General features: G+C 61.4%; 16 protein-coding genes. 13 read left to right on the top strand and 3 right to left on the bottom strand.

Annotated features, from left to right (window positions below; genetic code table 11):
* Genes B9A97_RS00775 through B9A97_RS00785 form a run of 3 tightly spaced genes read left to right on the top strand, consistent with a single transcriptional unit; the run spans position 1 to position 1588 of the window.
* Positions 1-513 carry an NUDIX hydrolase gene (locus B9A97_RS00775; RefSeq protein ID WP_084363070.1) on the top strand — a complete coding sequence of 171 codons (513 nt, stop codon included), beginning with the start codon at positions 1-3 and terminating at the stop codon, positions 511-513.
* Positions 510-1025, top strand: coding sequence for an NUDIX hydrolase (locus tag B9A97_RS00780; protein WP_084363071.1), 516 nt, complete (start codon positions 510-512; stop codon positions 1023-1025). The genes B9A97_RS00775 and B9A97_RS00780 overlap by 4 nt, the downstream gene beginning before the upstream one ends.
* The gene (locus B9A97_RS00785; protein ID WP_244564072.1) at positions 1022-1588 is read left to right on the top strand and encodes a DinB family protein; all 567 of its coding nucleotides are present in this window, start codon (positions 1022-1024) and stop codon (positions 1586-1588) included. Before B9A97_RS00780 ends, B9A97_RS00785 begins: the two co-directional genes overlap by 4 nt.
* Here the strand turns inward: B9A97_RS00785 and B9A97_RS00790 are convergent.
* Genes B9A97_RS00790 through B9A97_RS00800 form a run of 3 tightly spaced genes read right to left on the bottom strand, consistent with a single transcriptional unit; the run spans position 1509 to position 4569 of the window.
* Entirely contained in the window at positions 1509-2483 is a 975-nt protein-coding gene (locus B9A97_RS00790) for an NAD-dependent epimerase/dehydratase family protein (protein WP_084363072.1), read from the bottom strand. The genes B9A97_RS00785 and B9A97_RS00790 overlap by 80 nt on opposite strands.
* The gene (locus B9A97_RS00795) at positions 2480-3349 is read right to left on the bottom strand and encodes a glycosyltransferase (RefSeq protein WP_244564099.1); all 870 of its coding nucleotides are present in this window, start codon (positions 3347-3349) and stop codon (positions 2480-2482) included. The genes B9A97_RS00790 and B9A97_RS00795 overlap by 4 nt, the downstream gene beginning before the upstream one ends.
* Positions 3349-4569: an NAD-dependent epimerase/dehydratase family protein gene (locus tag B9A97_RS00800; protein WP_084363074.1), complete on the bottom strand. Its 1221-nt coding sequence runs from the start codon at positions 4567-4569 to the stop codon at positions 3349-3351. Before B9A97_RS00800 ends, B9A97_RS00795 begins: the two co-directional genes overlap by 1 nt.
* Before the next feature lie 120 nt (positions 4570-4689).
* Here B9A97_RS00800 and ybgC point away from each other — a divergent pair, with 120 nt between their 5' ends.
* From ybgC to glmM, 10 genes are all read left to right on the top strand, one after another.
* Positions 4690-5130 (top strand): tol-pal system-associated acyl-CoA thioesterase, encoded by a 441-nt coding sequence (ybgC, locus tag B9A97_RS00805; protein ID WP_084363075.1) that lies wholly within the window; start codon positions 4690-4692, stop codon positions 5128-5130.
* Between the two features lie 256 nt (positions 5131-5386).
* The gene (tolQ, locus tag B9A97_RS00810) at positions 5387-6106 is read left to right on the top strand and encodes a protein TolQ (RefSeq protein ID WP_084363076.1); all 720 of its coding nucleotides are present in this window, start codon (positions 5387-5389) and stop codon (positions 6104-6106) included.
* 38 nt (positions 6107-6144) lie between these two features.
* Positions 6145-6606 (top strand): protein TolR, encoded by a 462-nt coding sequence (gene tolR, locus B9A97_RS00815; protein WP_084363077.1) that lies wholly within the window; start codon positions 6145-6147, stop codon positions 6604-6606.
* A 9-nt stretch (positions 6607-6615) separates the two neighbouring features.
* Complete coding sequence (locus B9A97_RS00820; RefSeq protein ID WP_084363078.1) at positions 6616-7728, top strand: hypothetical protein; 1113 nt, start codon at positions 6616-6618, stop codon at positions 7726-7728.
* 20 nt (positions 7729-7748) lie between these two features.
* On the top strand, positions 7749-9056 hold the full coding sequence (tolB, locus tag B9A97_RS00825) for a Tol-Pal system beta propeller repeat protein TolB (RefSeq protein ID WP_084363079.1): 1308 nt from the start codon (positions 7749-7751) through the stop codon (positions 9054-9056).
* A 152-nt stretch (positions 9057-9208) separates the two neighbouring features.
* Positions 9209-9739 (top strand): peptidoglycan-associated lipoprotein Pal, encoded by a 531-nt coding sequence (pal, locus tag B9A97_RS00830; protein ID WP_084363080.1) that lies wholly within the window; start codon positions 9209-9211, stop codon positions 9737-9739.
* A gap of 166 nt (positions 9740-9905) precedes the next feature.
* On the top strand, positions 9906-10916 hold the full coding sequence (gene ybgF / locus B9A97_RS00835; RefSeq protein WP_084363081.1) for a tol-pal system protein YbgF: 1011 nt from the start codon (positions 9906-9908) through the stop codon (positions 10914-10916).
* A gap of 20 nt (positions 10917-10936) precedes the next feature.
* Positions 10937-12229 (top strand): tRNA lysidine(34) synthetase TilS, encoded by a 1293-nt coding sequence (gene tilS / locus B9A97_RS00840; protein WP_084363082.1) that lies wholly within the window; start codon positions 10937-10939, stop codon positions 12227-12229.
* Positions 12230-12341: 112 nt separating this feature from the next.
* On the top strand, positions 12342-14276 hold the full coding sequence (gene ftsH / locus B9A97_RS00845) for an ATP-dependent zinc metalloprotease FtsH (RefSeq protein WP_084363083.1): 1935 nt from the start codon (positions 12342-12344) through the stop codon (positions 14274-14276).
* Positions 14277-14492: 216 nt separating this feature from the next.
* Positions 14493-15848, top strand: coding sequence for a phosphoglucosamine mutase (gene glmM / locus B9A97_RS00850; RefSeq protein WP_084363084.1), 1356 nt, complete (start codon positions 14493-14495; stop codon positions 15846-15848).
* The last annotated feature ends 26 nt before the right edge of the window (positions 15849-15874 follow it).

Raw genomic sequence — 15874 nt, forward strand, 5'->3', positions numbered from 1 at the left:
ATGCCGCAAGACAACCGCATCCGGCTGAAGCTTAAGGGCCGCCGCATCTTCCAGATGCGCGTTGCCGGCCTTGCCTTGCGGGATAACCATGTCCTCGTGCATCGCGCCACCCATGAGCGGATCTGGACCTTCCCCGGCGGACGGGCTGAAGTCGGCGAGACGTCGGCAACGACGCTCGCAAGGGAGATGCAGGAGGAACTCGGCGTAAAGGCGGAGGTCGGCCGGCTTTTGTGGAGCGTTGAAAACTTCTTCCGCTATGAAGGGCGGGACTGGCACGAACTGGGCTTCTACTACCTGATGGACCTGCCCGGGAGCTTTCCGTTTCACCCCGGCGAGATCGTCCATCGCAACACCGATGGCAAGAACGCGTTGGAGTTCAAATGGGTGCCGGCGACACGCACCGCATTGACCGCGCTCGACATTCCGCCCTATTTCATCGCCGACGAAATCGAGAACCTGCCGCAGGCGCCGCGCCATCTGGTGTGGGATGATGGAGACCTGGACGCCAAATGACCGCCACTGCCGAGCGCCACATGATCCGCATAGACCGCAAGCCGCAGCTTTTCAGCTTCCGGGTGGCGGGACTGATTTTTCACGAAGGTCACGTCCTGGTGCAGCAAATCCCCGGTGAGGATTACTGGGCCATGCCCGGCGGTCGCGCCGAGATCGGCGAGACGAGTGCCCGGACCATCGTCCGCGAAATGCAGGAGGAACTGGGTTGCGAGGTTGAGGTGAAGCGACTGCTCTGGACGGTGGAGAACTTCTACGCCGACGGGGACTACCGATACCACGAACTCGGCTTCTACTACCTGCTGACGCTGTCAGAGGACTTTCCGTTCCACCCGCAAGATATTGTCCACACGGTTGTCGATGGCCCAACCACTGTGCAGTTCCGCTGGCTGCCGGCAACACAGGCCGCTTTCGAGGAGGCAAGGGTCTTTCCCTTGTTGCTGCGCGAGCGCATCGAAAATCTTCCTGCGAGCCACGAGCACGTGGTTTCGATTGAAGAAGGCTATGCACCGTGAGCGAAATCCTGGACCCCGCACGGTCGTTCCGAAAGCTGGCCCGCAACAACAGGCTTGCCAACACAAGGCTGCATGCCACCTGTGCAAAGCTTCTTCCTGGCGAGTTCGAGGCGAAACGAACGAGCTTCTTTCCCTCGATACGCGCCACGCTCAATCACATCCTCACCGTCGACTGGTTTTATGTCGATGCGCTGGAGGGCGGGGACCTGGGCTTGAAGGCGTTCGAACGAGACGAGCCCTTTGCCGACTTGCCTCATCTTGCGGAAGCCCAGGCGGCGGTCGACATCCGGCTTTTGTCCCTGTGTGAAAATCTCAGGGCGGATCAACTGGCAGATCTTGTCCGGGTTCACAGGGGTGAACGCGTCCAGGTCGATCGCCGCGACGATCTGCTGAACCACCTCTTCCAGCACCAGACCCATCACCGTGGCCACGTGCACGCCATGCTGTCGGGCACCTCGGTTGCCCCTCCTCAACTCGACGAGTTCATCGTCGCGGACGACGCAGCCGCCCGAGCCGCAGAAATGAAGTCCCTTGGGTGGGGCGAACCACGCGTGATGTCTTGAGCTCCTTGCGCAGCGCGCTGCGCACCAAAAGGCGCACGGTCTTTTCCAGCAGAGGACGCCCGCCCGGCCCCCAGCCGAGCGAAAGTATGCCTGAGGTGTCCATCACAGCGACGGAACTACGGTCTGCGGCCTCGGGCAGTGGATGGGTGCTGGCGGTTTCCGACTGCACGATCGACAATATCTCCCTGTTGTCGGTCACCACATCAGAGACATTGAAACTCCGGCCCGCTATCGACTGCGGATGGCGCACCAGCAACAAGCCGACTGCCTTGCCGACATCGCGTCCGTGTACCTCCGTGCCCGCACGGGATGGGACGGGGCGTCCGGCCAGATAATCGGAAATCAGGGCATCCCACTTGTTGGGCCGCAGATGACCATAGACCCCGGTCAGTCGCAGGCTGGCCCCCAGAAACCCCTCATCCGTCATCTCGGCAAGGGCGCGCTCCGTCTCCAGCTTGATTTCGCCGTAGAGCGTGGTGGGCGCCAGCACGGCGTCTTCCCTGAGCTTGGTGCCGTCAGGCAGGCCATCATAGACGGCCCGGCTGGACAGGAACACACAGCGCCTGACGCCGGTCTTGCGGGCGGCCGCAAACATCGAGAGCGTGCCATCAAGGTTGCGTCTCCGGAAGGCCTGGGGATCGTCCCCCTCGCCGCCACGATATTTGCCGCTGACATGATCGAACGCGGCATGCACATAGGCATCCATGCCGCTGAAGGCGTGGGAGTGATCGTGATCGGGATCAAGCCGCAAGGGAACGAAGCCCACCGTCTGCGAAAAGAAGCGGGCTGGCGGACAGGTGCGGCCGCCCACGGTGACCGAATAGCCGGACGCCAGCAATTCCTCGACGATGTAGCGTCCGACAAGGCCTGTTCCGCCGGACACGAGAACCCTCATGCCGCTCGATCTCGCGCCGGATTGGCAAGCGATTCGATGTCAGGAATGTCGCGGCCCTGATAAAAAGCATGCCAAAGGTCGATCAGCGGTTTCAACTGCTGTGCCTTCGGATGATCCCCCTCCCAGGGCTTCTCATATTGATAGTGCAACACCCCGACGCTCCTCCAGTCCCATAGCTCAGGCAGGTTGAACCACACATACTGCAGCATATTCATGGTCACCGGCAAGCCATGCCAGTCGGGAAAGAACTGTTCGAGGAACGTCTGGTCCGTTCGCCGCCAGAATGCATCCGGCCGGTCGAGGCGTTTCAGCATGCTGTCGAAGGTGGCAAGCGAGGGTCGAGCGACGAAGACGCCGGAATTCAGGCGGTGGAAATCGGCCAGGCTTTCATAGACATTGGGCGCTGCAGAGAACTCCGGATAGTCGAACAGCTTGTCGATGTTGCGAAGCACGATGGCATCGGCATCAATGAAAACGCAGGCGCGATATTCCATCAATTGCCATAGACGCAGCTTGCAGAAATTATCGAGCGGGGAATGAAAGCTCGGCTTGCGCCCCTTGGTAAAGGGTGCGGCACCATGCAGGCTGCCCCGGGAATGCCGCTGGTTGAACCCGTCGGACAGCGGCAGGTGATCGACCTCGACGAGACGACAGCCAAGCGTCTCCAGCCCTGAAAGGGCAGCAACGTCGACGCCACCGGTATGCAGCACGACGATATCGGCATTCGTGCCGGTCCGGCGTAACGAACGTGCCAGCGCCGTGGCGCCCATGACGTAATCGCTATTGGTCACCAGCGTCACATAGGCTTCGCGGGAGGCCGGCGTGGTTGCTGAGCGGATCCCGCGCAATATTTCACTGCCGATCATCATGAGACGGACTTCAACTTCCTTCCTTCCGGATCGCGATTAACGGTTTTCGCGATATCGCGGGTCCATGCGGAGACCGCAGGCACGCGGCTGCGATCGACACGATAGGCGAATTTTTTCGCGACATCGACAATTTCCGCAAGCAGGCCATCGGCCAATGTCGTGGGTTTCAACCCGAGGCCCAGGAACTTGTCATTCTTCACGATCAGTTCGTTTTCAGCCGCCTCCTTGCGCGGATTGGGCAGCCAGGCGATCTCGGCCCCGGTCATGCGGGCCACCATCGCGGCAAGATCCCGCACCCGATGCGTCTCGGTCATCTGGTTGAAGATCTCGACGCGGGCATTGCGAGCGGGCGGATTGTTCAGCGCGATCTCGATGCAGCGAACCGAATCCTGGATATGGATGAAGGCGCGGGTCTGGCCACCAGTGCCATGGACCGTCAGCGGATAGCCGATCGCAGCCTGGATCAGGAAGCGATTGAGCACCGTGCCGTAGTCGCCGTCATAGTCGAACCGGTTGACCAGTTGCGGATGGCGGCGCGTCTGTTCGGTATGGGTGCCCCAGACGATGCCCTGGTGCAGATCCGTAATCCTGAGACCGTCATTTTTGGCATAGAACTGGAACAGCAGTTGATCCAGGCACTTGGTCATGTGGTAAATCGAGCCGGGATTGGCGGGATAGAGAATTTCCTGCGAAACCGTGCGGCCATCCGGCGTCTCGATACCGACAGGCAGATAGCCTTCCGGTATGGCGGCGCCGACCGAGGAATAGCCATAGACGCCCATCGTCCCCAGATGCACGAGATGCGCGTCGAGCCCCAGCTCCACCATCGCGTTCAACAAATTATGCGTGGCGCTCACATTGTTGTTGACGGTGTAGTTCTTGTGGCGGTCGCTCTTCATCGAATAGGGCGCGGCACGCTGTTCGGCGAAATGAATGATGGCATCTGGGCGGTTCGCGGCCAGCCAGTTCTTCAGCAGTTCGTAGTCCTTGCCGAGATCAATCAGGTGAAAATGGATGCGCCGCCCGGTCTCCGCGTGCCAGATGCGCGTGCGCTCCTGGATACTGTCCATCGGCGTCAGGGACTGCACGCCAAGCTCGGTGTCGATCCAGCGTCGGGAAAGATTGTCGAGGATATGGACTTCATGGCCCGCATCGGACAAATGCAGCGATGTTGGCCAGCCAATGAAGCCGTCGCCTCCCATAACCGCAATTTTCATGGAATCGTCTCCTTTGCCGGTTAGCAGAAGACTTTTTGATACTGCCCCTTTGTGACAGAACTACAAGCGGTGCCAGCGGCGGCGGTTGCAGCGGCGCAGTGCATCAGAAGGAATAAACGCATGGAAACCCAAGTCTTTTCGATCGCCGGCAGCCTGGAAGGCGAAGGCCATGTTCTGCATCAGCGGGTCTATTACGAAGATACTGATTTCTCCGGGCTGGTCTATCACGCGCGCTATCTGCACTTCCTGGAGCGCGGGCGCACCGACTACCTGCGTTGTCTCGGCGTCGAACAGAGCGCCCTGATCGGCATAGACGAGGAAGGTCTGGTCTTCGTCGTGCACCGCATGGAACTCGACTTCCGTTCCCCTGCCCGCATGGATGACGTGCTTCGGATTGAGACAGTCACGGAAAAGGCAGGCGGTGCCAAGATGGTGCTGCGCCAGCAGATCCTGCGCGGCGAGACACAGCTGATCGCCGCGAAGGTGGTGATCGCCGTCGTCAACCGAAATGGCCGTCCCCGCCGGCTGCCTGAGGGTCTGGCACAAAAGTTCCTTGGCTGACCGACACGGGCCTGCCGCCTATTGGTAAAGGGCCGGCGGGTTTTGCTAAGGCTCTTTTAACGATAATGATGTCTTACTGGCGCAGGTTTGATATTGTGCGCCGCACGCCTTCCTTTGACCAAATTTCACGGCAAAAAGGCGGGTAGGCACCTTGAAGCGAATGGGCTTTCGTCTTCAACCACCAGCCAATATCGAAAATACGCTTTGATCCGCCCGGTCCAGTGCCGGGCGTTTGGATTTCGGGGACGATGGAACGATGGAACAAGTAGGTTTGGCCGCGGCGCATACCGATGTGAGCCTGTGGGCGCTGTTCATGCAGGCCGGCTTGATCGTTAAGCTTGTCATGCTGGGTCTGGTCGGGGCCTCGATATGGACCTGGGCGATCATGATCGACAAGTATCTGAGCTATTCCAGGGCCAAGCGGCAGTTTGATCAGTTCGAACAGGTCTTCTGGTCCGGGCAGTCCCTGGAAGAGCTGTACCGCTCGCTGGCGGAGCGCACCAATACCGGCCTCGCCGCGATTTTCGTTGCCGCCATGCGGGAATGGAAGAAGAGCTTCGAGCGCGGCGCCCGTTCGCCGATCGGCCTGCAGATGCGTATCGACCGGGCGATGGACGTGACCCTTGCCCGGGAATCCGAGCAGTTGGAAGCGCGGCTGAGCTCGCTGGCAACCATTGGCTCGGCCGGTCCCTTTGTCGGTCTGTTCGGCACGGTCGTGGGCATCATGACCTCGTTCCAGGCAATCGCCGGCTCCAAGTCGACCAACCTGGCGGTCGTCGCACCCGGTATCGCCGAGGCGCTGCTGGCAACCGCCATCGGCCTGGTCGCGGCTATCCCCGCGGTCATCGCCTACAACAAGTTCTCGGGCGAGGCCGGCAAGCTTGCCGCCCGCATGGAAGGCTTTGCGGATGAATTCTCCGCCATCCTTTCGCGCCAGATTGATGAAAAGCTGCAACCGCGACAGGCCGCGCAATAATTTCGCGGCCAGCGACGGAAGAGTGACCGGAGTAAACGATGGGAATGTCAGCGGGAGCCCAGGGCGGTGGTGGCGGACGGCGTCGCGGTTCGCGACGCGGCGGTGGCCGGCGCGCGCCTGTCAGCGAAATCAACGTGACGCCGCTGGTCGACGTCATGCTCGTTCTCTTGATCATCTTCATGGTGGCTGCACCAATGATGACGGTCGGCGTGCCGATCGACCTGCCGGAAACCCAGGCCAAGGCGATGAACTCGGATACGCAGCCGATCACCATCTCCGTCAATCCCGCGGGTGAGATATACCTGCAGGAAACGGCGATCCTGATCGATGACGTCGTGCCGAAGCTCGAGGCCATTGCCACCACGGGCTACAACGAACGCATCTATGTGCGCGGCGACACGGCTGCCGCCTATGGCACCGTCATGAAGGTCATGGCGCGCATTTCCGCCGCCGGTTTCAAGAATATCGGCCTCGTGACGCTGCAAGAACAGGACCAGTGATCGACAAAGATGAAGACAAGTCTTGTCACATCGTCGGTTTTACATGGACTGGTGCTCGCCTGGGCGCTGGTTTCCATCGGCACGCCTGCCCAGCTTGAGGTAGCCGATGTCGAGGCGCTGCCCGTGGATCTCGTTCCCATCGAGGAAATCACCCAGATCCAGCAGGGCGACAAGACGGCAACCGCCCGGGAAAAGGCAGCCCCCGTTCCGACGAAGCGTCCGGATCCGGTGGAAAATGCCGAAAACACCGGTGACAACGATGTCGACCTGAAGGCACCGCCGACACCGGCGAAAAAGCCGAATACCGAAGTGGCGGCCGCGCCTGAGAAGGTCGACAAGGTCCTGCCCGTCAAGAGCGACGAGACCAACGACATCAAAGAAGTCGCCAAGGAAGAAACCGTCACGGCTCCGGCCACGGAGGTTGCGGCCAAGGCCGAGCCGCCGCGTGAGGTAACACCGGCACCGAAGCCCGAGGCCGCGCCGGCAGAACAGGCACCGGCGGAGACGGCGGAAGAGATTCCGCTGCCGCAGAGCGTGCCGCTGCCGGCCGCGCGCCCGAAGCCGGAGCCGCCAAAGCCAGCCGAACAAACCGCCGAGGCGAAGCCCGCCGAAGCCCAGTCGCAGACCGCCAAGACCCCCGACCGCAAGGTCGATGAGAAGAAGCAGGAAACCGCCAAGGCGAAATCCACCAAGGAAAGCGATTTCAACGCCGACGAGGTGGCCGCCCTTCTCAACAAGCAGGAAGCGGCTGGCGGCGGCGCCAAGCGCTCTTCCGACGAGGCAGCACTTGGCGGCAAGAAGACGACATCGGGCTCCAAGCTCAGCCAGAGCGAGATGGACGCCCTGCGCGGCGTCATTCAGAACAACTGGTCGTTCATCCCCGGTCTAGCGGGTATGGACGGCATGGTGATCCAGGCGCGCTTCAAGCTCGACGAGTCAGGCAACCTGGTCGGCGAGCCGGAAGTAACCGCCAAGGGCGGCGAGCCCTCCACCCAGCAGGTCATGATCAGCAGCGCCCGCCGCGCCATTCTGCGATCTGCTCCGTTCACGAACCTACCTCGTGACAAATACGATGCATGGTCGGAGGTCATCGTGAACTTCGACCCCACTGAGATGATGTAAAAGCTAAAAGGCTTGAACAGATGACAAAGACCTCCTTCATCCGCTTTCTCGTCGCCGTATGCGGCCTGGTGGCCGCATATGCGGCTCCGGCCCATGCGGTGGTCGAGATCAACATCAACAAGGGCAATGTCGAGCCGCTGCCGATCGCGATCACGGATTTCGTGGCCAGCGGCGATATCGGCGCCAAGATTTCGGCTGTTGTCGAAGCCGACCTGAAGCGCTCCGGCCTGTTTGCGCCCGTGGCACGCAGCGCCTTTATCGAAAAGATCGCAAACCCGGACCAGGCCCCGCGCTTTGAAGACTGGAAGGTCATCAACGCCCAGGCGCTGGTGATCGGCCGCGTCACGCAGGAAGGCGATGGCCGTCTGCGCGCCGAATTCCGCCTGTGGGACACCTTTGCCGGCCAGCAGATGACCGGCCAGCAGTTCTACACGCAGCCGGAAAACTGGCGGCGCGTGGCCCATATCATTGCCGACGCCATCTATGAGCGCATAACAGGCGAAAAGGGCTATTTCGATACCCGCGTAGTGTTCGTCTCCGAAAGCGGCTCTAAGATCGATCGCAAGCGCCAGCTCGCCATCATGGACCAGGACGGCGCCAACATGCGCATGCTGACCAATTCCAACAGCATCGTCCTGACGCCGCGCTTCTCGCCGAGCCGGCAGGAAATCACCTATATGTCCTTCGAGGGCAACCAGCCCCGCGTCTACCTGCTCCAGTTGGAGACCGGACAGCGCGAAGTGGTGGGCAACTTCCCCGGCATGACCTTCTCCCCCCGCTTCTCGCCCGATGGCCAGCGCGTCATCATGAGCCTGCAGCAGGATGGCAACGCCAATATCTACACCATGGACCTGCGGTCGCGCACCACCACGCGCCTCACCAACACTGCCGCCATCGACACCTCGCCGTCTTATGCTCCTGACGGTACCCGGATCGTGTTTGAAAGCGACCGTGGCGGACGCCAGCAGCTCTATGTTATGGGTGCAGATGGCTCCGGACAGAAGCGTATCTCCTTCGGTGACGGCTCCTATTCCACGCCGGTCTGGTCACCGCGCGGCGACCTGATTGCCTTCACCAAGCAGTCCGGCGGCAAGTTCTCCATCGGCGTGATGAAGCCGGACGGTTCGGGCGAGCGTATTCTGACCACCGGTTTCCACAACGAAGGCCCGACCTGGGCGCCGAATGGTCGCGTGCTGATGTTCTTCCGTCAGAATGCCGGTGCCGGAGGCCCGCAGCTCTACTCGATCGATCTGACCGGATATAACGAGCAATTGATCCGCACCCCGACCTTTGCATCGGACCCGGCATGGTCTCCTTTGCTCGAATAGGGCAAAACCGCCTCTTTCTTGCCGCAAACGGCGGGGATTGAGAATCTCTGTGGTTCGGTTCACCAAAAGTTAACCATAGATCTTCGATCCCGGTTAACCGCATATGGTTAAAGTCCGGCAACCCTAATGAAGTCGTACCAAGGAGATCGGCAATGAGCCGTACCCACGTTCCGGCGAAAAGCCGCATGCAGCAGTTCGCCAGCAACCCCGCCGTCCTGGCCGTCGCCCTGACACTGGCGCTGGCCGGCTGCGCCAACAAGAAGAACCTGCCCAACAGCGCCTCCGACCTGGGCCTCAACGGCTCGAACGCAACGCCTGGCTCGACCCAGGACTTTACCGTCAATGTCGGCGATCGCATCTTCTTCGACACCGACAGCTCGTCGATCCGCGCCGACGCACAGCAGACGCTCGACCGTCAGGCTCAGTGGTTGCAGCGTTATCCGAACTACGCGATCACGGTCGAAGGCCATGCCGACGAGCGCGGCACGCGCGAATACAACCTGGCGCTCGGTGCCCGCCGCGCCGCCACCACGCGCGACTACCTGATCTCGCGCGGTGTTCCGGCCCAGCGGCTGAAGACGATCTCCTACGGCAAGGAACGCCCCGTCGCAGTGTGCGACGACATTTCCTGCTGGTCGCAGAACCGCCGCGCCGTCACGGTGCTCGGTGGCGCCGGTCTCTGATCGACAACGCATCACGAAGCTTTGAAAGGCGGCCCGCTCTGGGCCGCCTTTTCGCTTTTTTGTCCATACTTTGGCCGAACTTCCATTGCTTTTTGTCAGCAATTGGAAAACTGTCCTTGTCGCCCTTCCGGGCGCAACCCCAATTCAAAAAATCAGGAAAGAGGACATGAAGAAACTTGTCATGGCCGCGCTTCTTGCGACGGCCGCCCTGGCCGGGCCGCCGGCGAGCGCAGGCGCAATGCAGCTGCTGCCCCCGCCCTTGGCGGTGGAACAGCGCCAGCAGGCGCCCGCCGCACCCGCAGCCCCGCCAGTGCAACTGGCGCAGGCCGGCGATCCGGCTATGCGCGTGCTGCAGCTCGAGGAGGAAATCCGCGCGCTCAATGGCCGTATCGAGGAAATGAGCTTCCAGCTGCTGCAAATGCAGGAGCAGATCCGCAAGAGCCAGGAAGACAACGAGTTCCGCTTCCAGGAGCTGGAAAAATCCGGCACCCGGAAGAGCGGTTCGCTGGAGCCTTCGTCGCAACCGGCACCGGTTCAGACGCAGGATTCCGTCGCGCAGATCATCACCGCCGATCCTCCCGCCGCTGCTGGTCCGGGCGCCCCGGAACAGCAGCTCGGCTCCATCGAGCTCGACGCATCCGGCATGCCGAAGACGGCAACCATCAACGACCCATCGAAGGATGGGTCGGCACTGCCAGGCGTGACCTCCGGCGTCTCCTTGCCGGCACCCACTGCGGCGACCCCTCCGGTCTCGGCTACGGCCGACCCCGCCTCCCCGCAGATTGCATCGCTGAACAGCGAAGCCGATGTCTACCAGTCGGCCTATGGTCATGTTCTCTCCGGCGACTATGCGATTGCCGAAGCCGAGTTCCGCGACTTCGTACAGCGCTACCCGCAAAGCAAGAAGATTGCCGACGCCAATTTCTGGCTGGGTGAAGCCCAATTCTCCCAGGGCAATTACAACGAGGCGGCCAAGACCTTCCTCAACGGACACCAGGCCTACAGCTCCTCGGCGAAGGCGCCGGAAATGCTGCTGAAGCTCGGCATGTCGCTGGCCGCGCTCGACAACAAGGATACCGCCTGCGCCACGATGCGCGAGGTTTCCAAGCGCTACCCCAAGGCCTCCCGCGCCGTGATACAGAAGACTTCCAGCGAGATGAAGCGCCTGAGCTGCTGAGCCCGATCGGCCGATAGCTCATGACCGACACTGACATTTCTCCCACTGCTGCCGTTGACCATTTCCTGTCTTCGCTGAAACGCCCGGTCCGCCTGCTCGTCGCTATTTCGGGCGGCAGCGATTCCACCGGCCTGCTGCTTGCCCTCGCCAAGGCAATCCGGACCAGAGCCGACAGTGACATCTCCCTCTGCGCTGCAACTGTAGACCACGCCCTTCGCGCCGCATCGGCCGGCGAAGCGCTCGAGGTCGCAGCCCTTTGCGCCCGTCATTCCATTCCGCATGTGATCCGCCGCTGGGAGGATGACAAACCTCTATCGGGAGTGGCCGCTGCTGCGAGGCTGGCGCGATATCGCCTGCTTGCAGATGCGGCCGCCGAACTTCACGCGGATGCCATCGTCACCGCCCATACCCGCGACGACCAGGAGGAAACCATCGCCATGCGCAGCGCCCGCAACGGCGACGAGGATGCGCTCGGCCTGGCAGGCATGGCGCCGGCCACGCTTTACGGCGGCAAGACCTGGATTCTGCGGCCGTTCCTGGCATGCCGTCGCGAAGCCATCAGATCATTCATCCGGCAGGAAGGCGAAGGCTGGATCGACGATCCCAGCAACATCGATCCACATTATGAGCGAGTAAGAACGCGGTTTTCGCTCGCATCCATTCCGCCCAAACCGGATCTCACAGCAAAGGCCGCTGAGCGGCGGTGCAACCTCTCATCAGCCGCCGCCGAGTTGCTGGCAAGCCATGGCACCATCCACGCCAATGCCGTCGCACAATTGGACCACGAGGCGCTGCTCGGGCGTAACGAGGTCCTGCGCTACATGCTTGGGGGCCTTCTTGCCGTGATTGGCGGCGTCAGCCACCGACCGGGCACGGCGGTCATGGACAAGGTCATGGCCTTCACGGCTAAAGGCTTCGGCCGCATGACCGCATCCCGATGCCTGCTGCAGCGACGGCGCGAAGGCCTGTTCATCATGCGCGAACACCGCGCCATTTTGCCGCTGGTGCTGCGGCCCGGCGAGGCCGGCATCTGGGACGGACGGTTTTTTGCAAGGAATGGGGGATCGGTTTCAGCGACGATCGAAACCGGCATTGAAGCGGAGACGCAGATCGCAGCATACCCCCTTCCCTCCTCGATATCGCGGCACATGGCCCATATCCTGCCGCGAAACGCGCCGGAAGATGTGCAAATCACTGCGGTTGCGCCGCATTTCGATCAGTTCCTGCCGGAATATGATCTGGCCTTTGCCAATGCCGTTGCGAAGCTGATGGCACGACCGCCCTATCCGCCGCCGCCACGCGCATCTTGTTAACGGAAAACACCACGAAACTGACGGTTTGCCTTGGCAAGGCCGTAGTGGGAACCTATGTTACCTGACAAAGCTGTAGCCGCATCGGTGGCTGCCTATATTTCCGGGGAGTTCAATGAACCCAAATTTCCGAAATTTCGCGCTGTGGGCGATCATCGCCCTGCTGTTGATCGCGTTGTTCAGCATGTTCCAGACGACGCCTTCGCAGACGAGCTCGCGCGAGATCCCGTATTCGCAGTTTATCCGCGAGGTGGACTCCGGCCGCGTCCGTGACGTGACGGTGACGGGCAATCGCGTCCTGGGTACCTATGTCGAGAACGGCACTGCCTTCCAGACCTATGCACCCGTCATCGACGAGACGCTGCTGGAACGGCTGCAGTCCAAGAACGTCATGATCGTCGGTCGCCCGGAAACGGACGGCTCCTCGGGCTTCCTGAGCTATCTCGGCACGCTGTTGCCGATGCTGCTGATCCTCGGCGTCTGGCTGTTTTTCATGCGCCAGATGCAGGGCGGTTCGCGCGGCGCCATGGGCTTCGGCAAGTCCAAGGCCAAGCTGCTGACCGAAGCGCATGGCCGCGTCACCTTTGAAGACGTCGCGGGTGTCGACGAGGCAAAGCAGGACCTGGAAGAAATCGTGGAATTCCTGCGCGATCCGCAGAAGTTCCAGCGCCTCGGCGGCAAGATCCCGCGCGGCGTTCTGCTGGTCGGCCCTCCGGGTACTGGTAAGACGCTGCTCGCCCGCTCCGTTGCCGGCGAAGCCAACGTGCCCTTCTTCACCATCTCCGGTTCCGACTTCGTTGAGATGTTCGTCGGCGTTGGCGCAAGCCGCGTCCGCGACATGTTCGAACAGGCCAAGAAGAATGCGCCTTGCATCATCTTCATCGACGAAATCGATGCCGTCGGCCGTCATCGTGGCGCCGGTCTCGGCGGTGGCAATGACGAGCGCGAACAGACCTTGAACCAGCTGCTGGTCGAGATGGACGGCTTCGAGGCGAACGAGGGCATCATCCTGATCGCCGCGACCAACCGTCCTGACGTTCTCGATCCCGCACTGCTGCGTCCGGGCCGCTTCGACCGCCAGGTCGTCGTTCCGAATCCTGACATTGTCGGCCGCGAACGCATCCTGAAGGTGCATATCCGCAACGTGCCGCTGGCCCCGAATGTTGATCTGAAGGTTCTTGCCCGCGGTACGCCCGGCTTCTCCGGTGCCGACCTCATGAACCTCGTCAACGAAGCTGCCCTCATGGCCGCCCGCCGCAACAAGCGCGTCGTGACCATGCAGGAATTCGAGGACGCCAAGGACAAGATCATGATGGGCGCGGAGCGTCGCTCGTCCGCCATGACCGAAGCCGAGAAGAAGCTGACCGCCTATCACGAAGCCGGCCATGCAATCACTGCGCTGAAGGTTGCCGTAGCTGACCCGCTGCACAAGGCGACGATCATTCCGCGCGGCCGCGCGCTTGGCATGGTCATGCAGTTGCCGGAAGGCGACCGCTACTCCATGAGCTACAAGTGGATGGTCTCGCGTCTGGTCATCATGATGGGTGGTCGCGTCGCGGAAGAACTGACCTTCGGCAAGGAGAACATCACCTCGGGTGCTGCCTCCGATATCGAGCAGGCCACCAAGCTTGCCCGTGCCATGGTCACCCAGTGGGGCTTCTCCGATGTGCTCGGTCACGTCGCCTATGGCGAAAACCAGCAGGAAGTGTTCCTCGGCCATTCCGTTTCGCAATCGAAGAACGTGTCGGAATCGACCGCTCAGAAGATCGACAACGAAGTGCGTCGTCTGATCGATGAAGCCTATACCGAAGCAACCCGGATCCTGACGGACAACCACGATGGTTTCGTCGCGATTGCCGAAGGCCTGCTGGAATACGAAACGCTGAGCGGCGACGAGATCAAGGCGATCCTGCGCGGCGAAAAGCCGGCCCGCGACCTGGGCGATGACGGCCCGCCGAACCGCGGTTCCGCCGTTCCAAGCGCCGGCACCAAGAAGGACGCGCCCAAGGGTGGCGAGCCGGAAGGTGGCCTGGAACCCCAGCCACACTAAGCTGCCATAGCACTTGAATTTGGGGGCCGCTCGTTAACCAACGGGCGGCTTTCTTACGTTTTGGTAACGGGATATGTTATATTTTGACCGTATTTTACGTGCTGTAGCCGCAAATTTGTGCGATAGCAGCGACGAATTTTGCTGGATGCGGGCGCAGACCTCCCTGTAGCGGACGGATAAAAGCAGCCTCGCGACCGCCTAACATCAGGAGAGCGAATGACGCGTCGGTATTTCGGAACGGATGGTATCCGTGGTCAGTCCAATGTCTTCCCGATGACGCCAGACCTTGCCATGCGGGTCGGCATAGCCGTAGGCACGATCTTCCGGCGTGGAGACCACAGGCATCGCGTGGTCATTGGCAAGGATACGCGCCTCTCCGGTTACATGCTGGAAAATGCCCTGGTGGCCGGCTTTACCGCCGCTGGTCTGGACGTCTTTCTGCTGGGACCCATTCCGACGCCGGCCGTGGCCATGCTGACGCGCTCATTGCGCGCGGATATCGGCGTGATGATCTCCGCGTCGCACAATCCCTTCGCGGACAACGGCATCAAGCTCTTCGGACCTGATGGATACAAGCTTTCGGATGCCATCGAACTGCAGATCGAAGAACTGCTTGACCAGGACATCTATAAGCAGCTCGCGCCCGCCGAAGAGATCGGCCGCGCCAAGCGCGTCGAGGGCGATATCTATCGCTACATCGAATTCGTGAAGCGCACATTGCCGCGGGATGTTACCCTGAACGGCCTGCGCGTTGCCATCGACTGTGCCAATGGTGCCGCCTACAAAGTTGCGCCGCTCGCCCTCTGGGAGCTGGGTGCCGATGTCGTCTCCATCGGCGTTGAGCCTAATGGTACCAATATCAACCTGGAATGCGGCTCCACGCATCCGGCAGCGTTGCAGAAGAAGGTGCATGAGGTGCGCGCCGACATCGGCATCGCGCTGGATGGCGACGCTGATCGCGTCATAATCGTCGACGAGAACGGCGCCATCATCGACGGCGACCAGCTAATGGCCGTCATTGCGGAAAGCTGGGCTGCGGACCAGACCCTGAAGGGCGACGGTATCGTTGCGACCGTGATGTCCAATCTCGGCCTCGAACGTTTCCTCGCGGACAAGGGCCTCAACCTGGCCCGCACCAAGGTCGGCGACCGCTATGTCGTCGAACACATGCGCCAGCACAATTACAATGTGGGTGGCGAACAGTCAGGCCATATCGTGCTGTCGGACTTCGGAACGACAGGCGATGGCCTGGTAGCTGCGCTACAAGTGCTCTCTCGCGTCAAGCGAACCGGCAAGCCGGTCAGCGAAATCTGCAAACGCTTCGAGCCAGTGCCGCAATTGCTGCGCAATGTGCGTTTCTCCGGCGGCAAGCCGCTCGAGGATGCGGCCGTCAAGCAGGCGATTGCCGATGCCGAAAGCGAATTGGCCAAGCATGGTCGCCTGGTGATCCGCCCATCGGGCACCGAGCCGCTGATCCGCGTCATGGCAGAAGGCGATGATCGCGGCCAGATCGAGCGTATTGTGAATGACCTCATCGGCGTCATCGCCAACGTCCGCAGCGCTGCGGCCTGACGGACGTTTACCCTGCGGCGATCCTC

It is taken from the genome of Rhizobium sp. RU36D (assembly GCF_900176345.1).
GTDB lineage: Bacteria > Pseudomonadota > Alphaproteobacteria > Rhizobiales > Rhizobiaceae > Allorhizobium.

Bases quoted from the DNA above. Each gene is read 5' to 3' on its own strand.
- B9A97_RS00775 (WP_084363070.1), top strand. From the start codon at position 1: ATGCCGCAAGACAACCGCATCCGGCTGAAGCTTAAGGGCCGCCGCATC.
- B9A97_RS00780 (WP_084363071.1), top strand. From the start codon at position 510: ATGACCGCCACTGCCGAGCGCCACATGATCCGCATAGACCGCAAGCCG.
- B9A97_RS00790 (WP_084363072.1), bottom strand. From the start codon at position 2,483: ATGAGGGTTCTCGTGTCCGGCGGAACAGGCCTTGTCGGACGCTACATC.
- B9A97_RS00795 (WP_244564099.1), bottom strand. From the start codon at position 3,349: ATGATCGGCAGTGAAATATTGCGCGGGATCCGCTCAGCAACCACGCCG.
- B9A97_RS00800 (WP_084363074.1), bottom strand. From the start codon at position 4,569: ATGAAAATTGCGGTTATGGGAGGCGACGGCTTCATTGGCTGGCCAACA.
- ybgC (WP_084363075.1), top strand. From the start codon at position 4,690: ATGGAAACCCAAGTCTTTTCGATCGCCGGCAGCCTGGAAGGCGAAGGC.
- tolQ (WP_084363076.1), top strand. From the start codon at position 5,387: ATGGAACAAGTAGGTTTGGCCGCGGCGCATACCGATGTGAGCCTGTGG.
- tolR (WP_084363077.1), top strand. From the start codon at position 6,145: ATGGGAATGTCAGCGGGAGCCCAGGGCGGTGGTGGCGGACGGCGTCGC.
- B9A97_RS00820 (WP_084363078.1), top strand. From the start codon at position 6,616: ATGAAGACAAGTCTTGTCACATCGTCGGTTTTACATGGACTGGTGCTC.
- tolB (WP_084363079.1), top strand. From the start codon at position 7,749: ATGACAAAGACCTCCTTCATCCGCTTTCTCGTCGCCGTATGCGGCCTG.
- pal (WP_084363080.1), top strand. From the start codon at position 9,209: ATGAGCCGTACCCACGTTCCGGCGAAAAGCCGCATGCAGCAGTTCGCC.
- ybgF (WP_084363081.1), top strand. From the start codon at position 9,906: ATGAAGAAACTTGTCATGGCCGCGCTTCTTGCGACGGCCGCCCTGGCC.
- tilS (WP_084363082.1), top strand. From the start codon at position 10,937: ATGACCGACACTGACATTTCTCCCACTGCTGCCGTTGACCATTTCCTG.
- ftsH (WP_084363083.1), top strand. From the start codon at position 12,342: ATGAACCCAAATTTCCGAAATTTCGCGCTGTGGGCGATCATCGCCCTG.
- glmM (WP_084363084.1), top strand. From the start codon at position 14,493: ATGACGCGTCGGTATTTCGGAACGGATGGTATCCGTGGTCAGTCCAAT.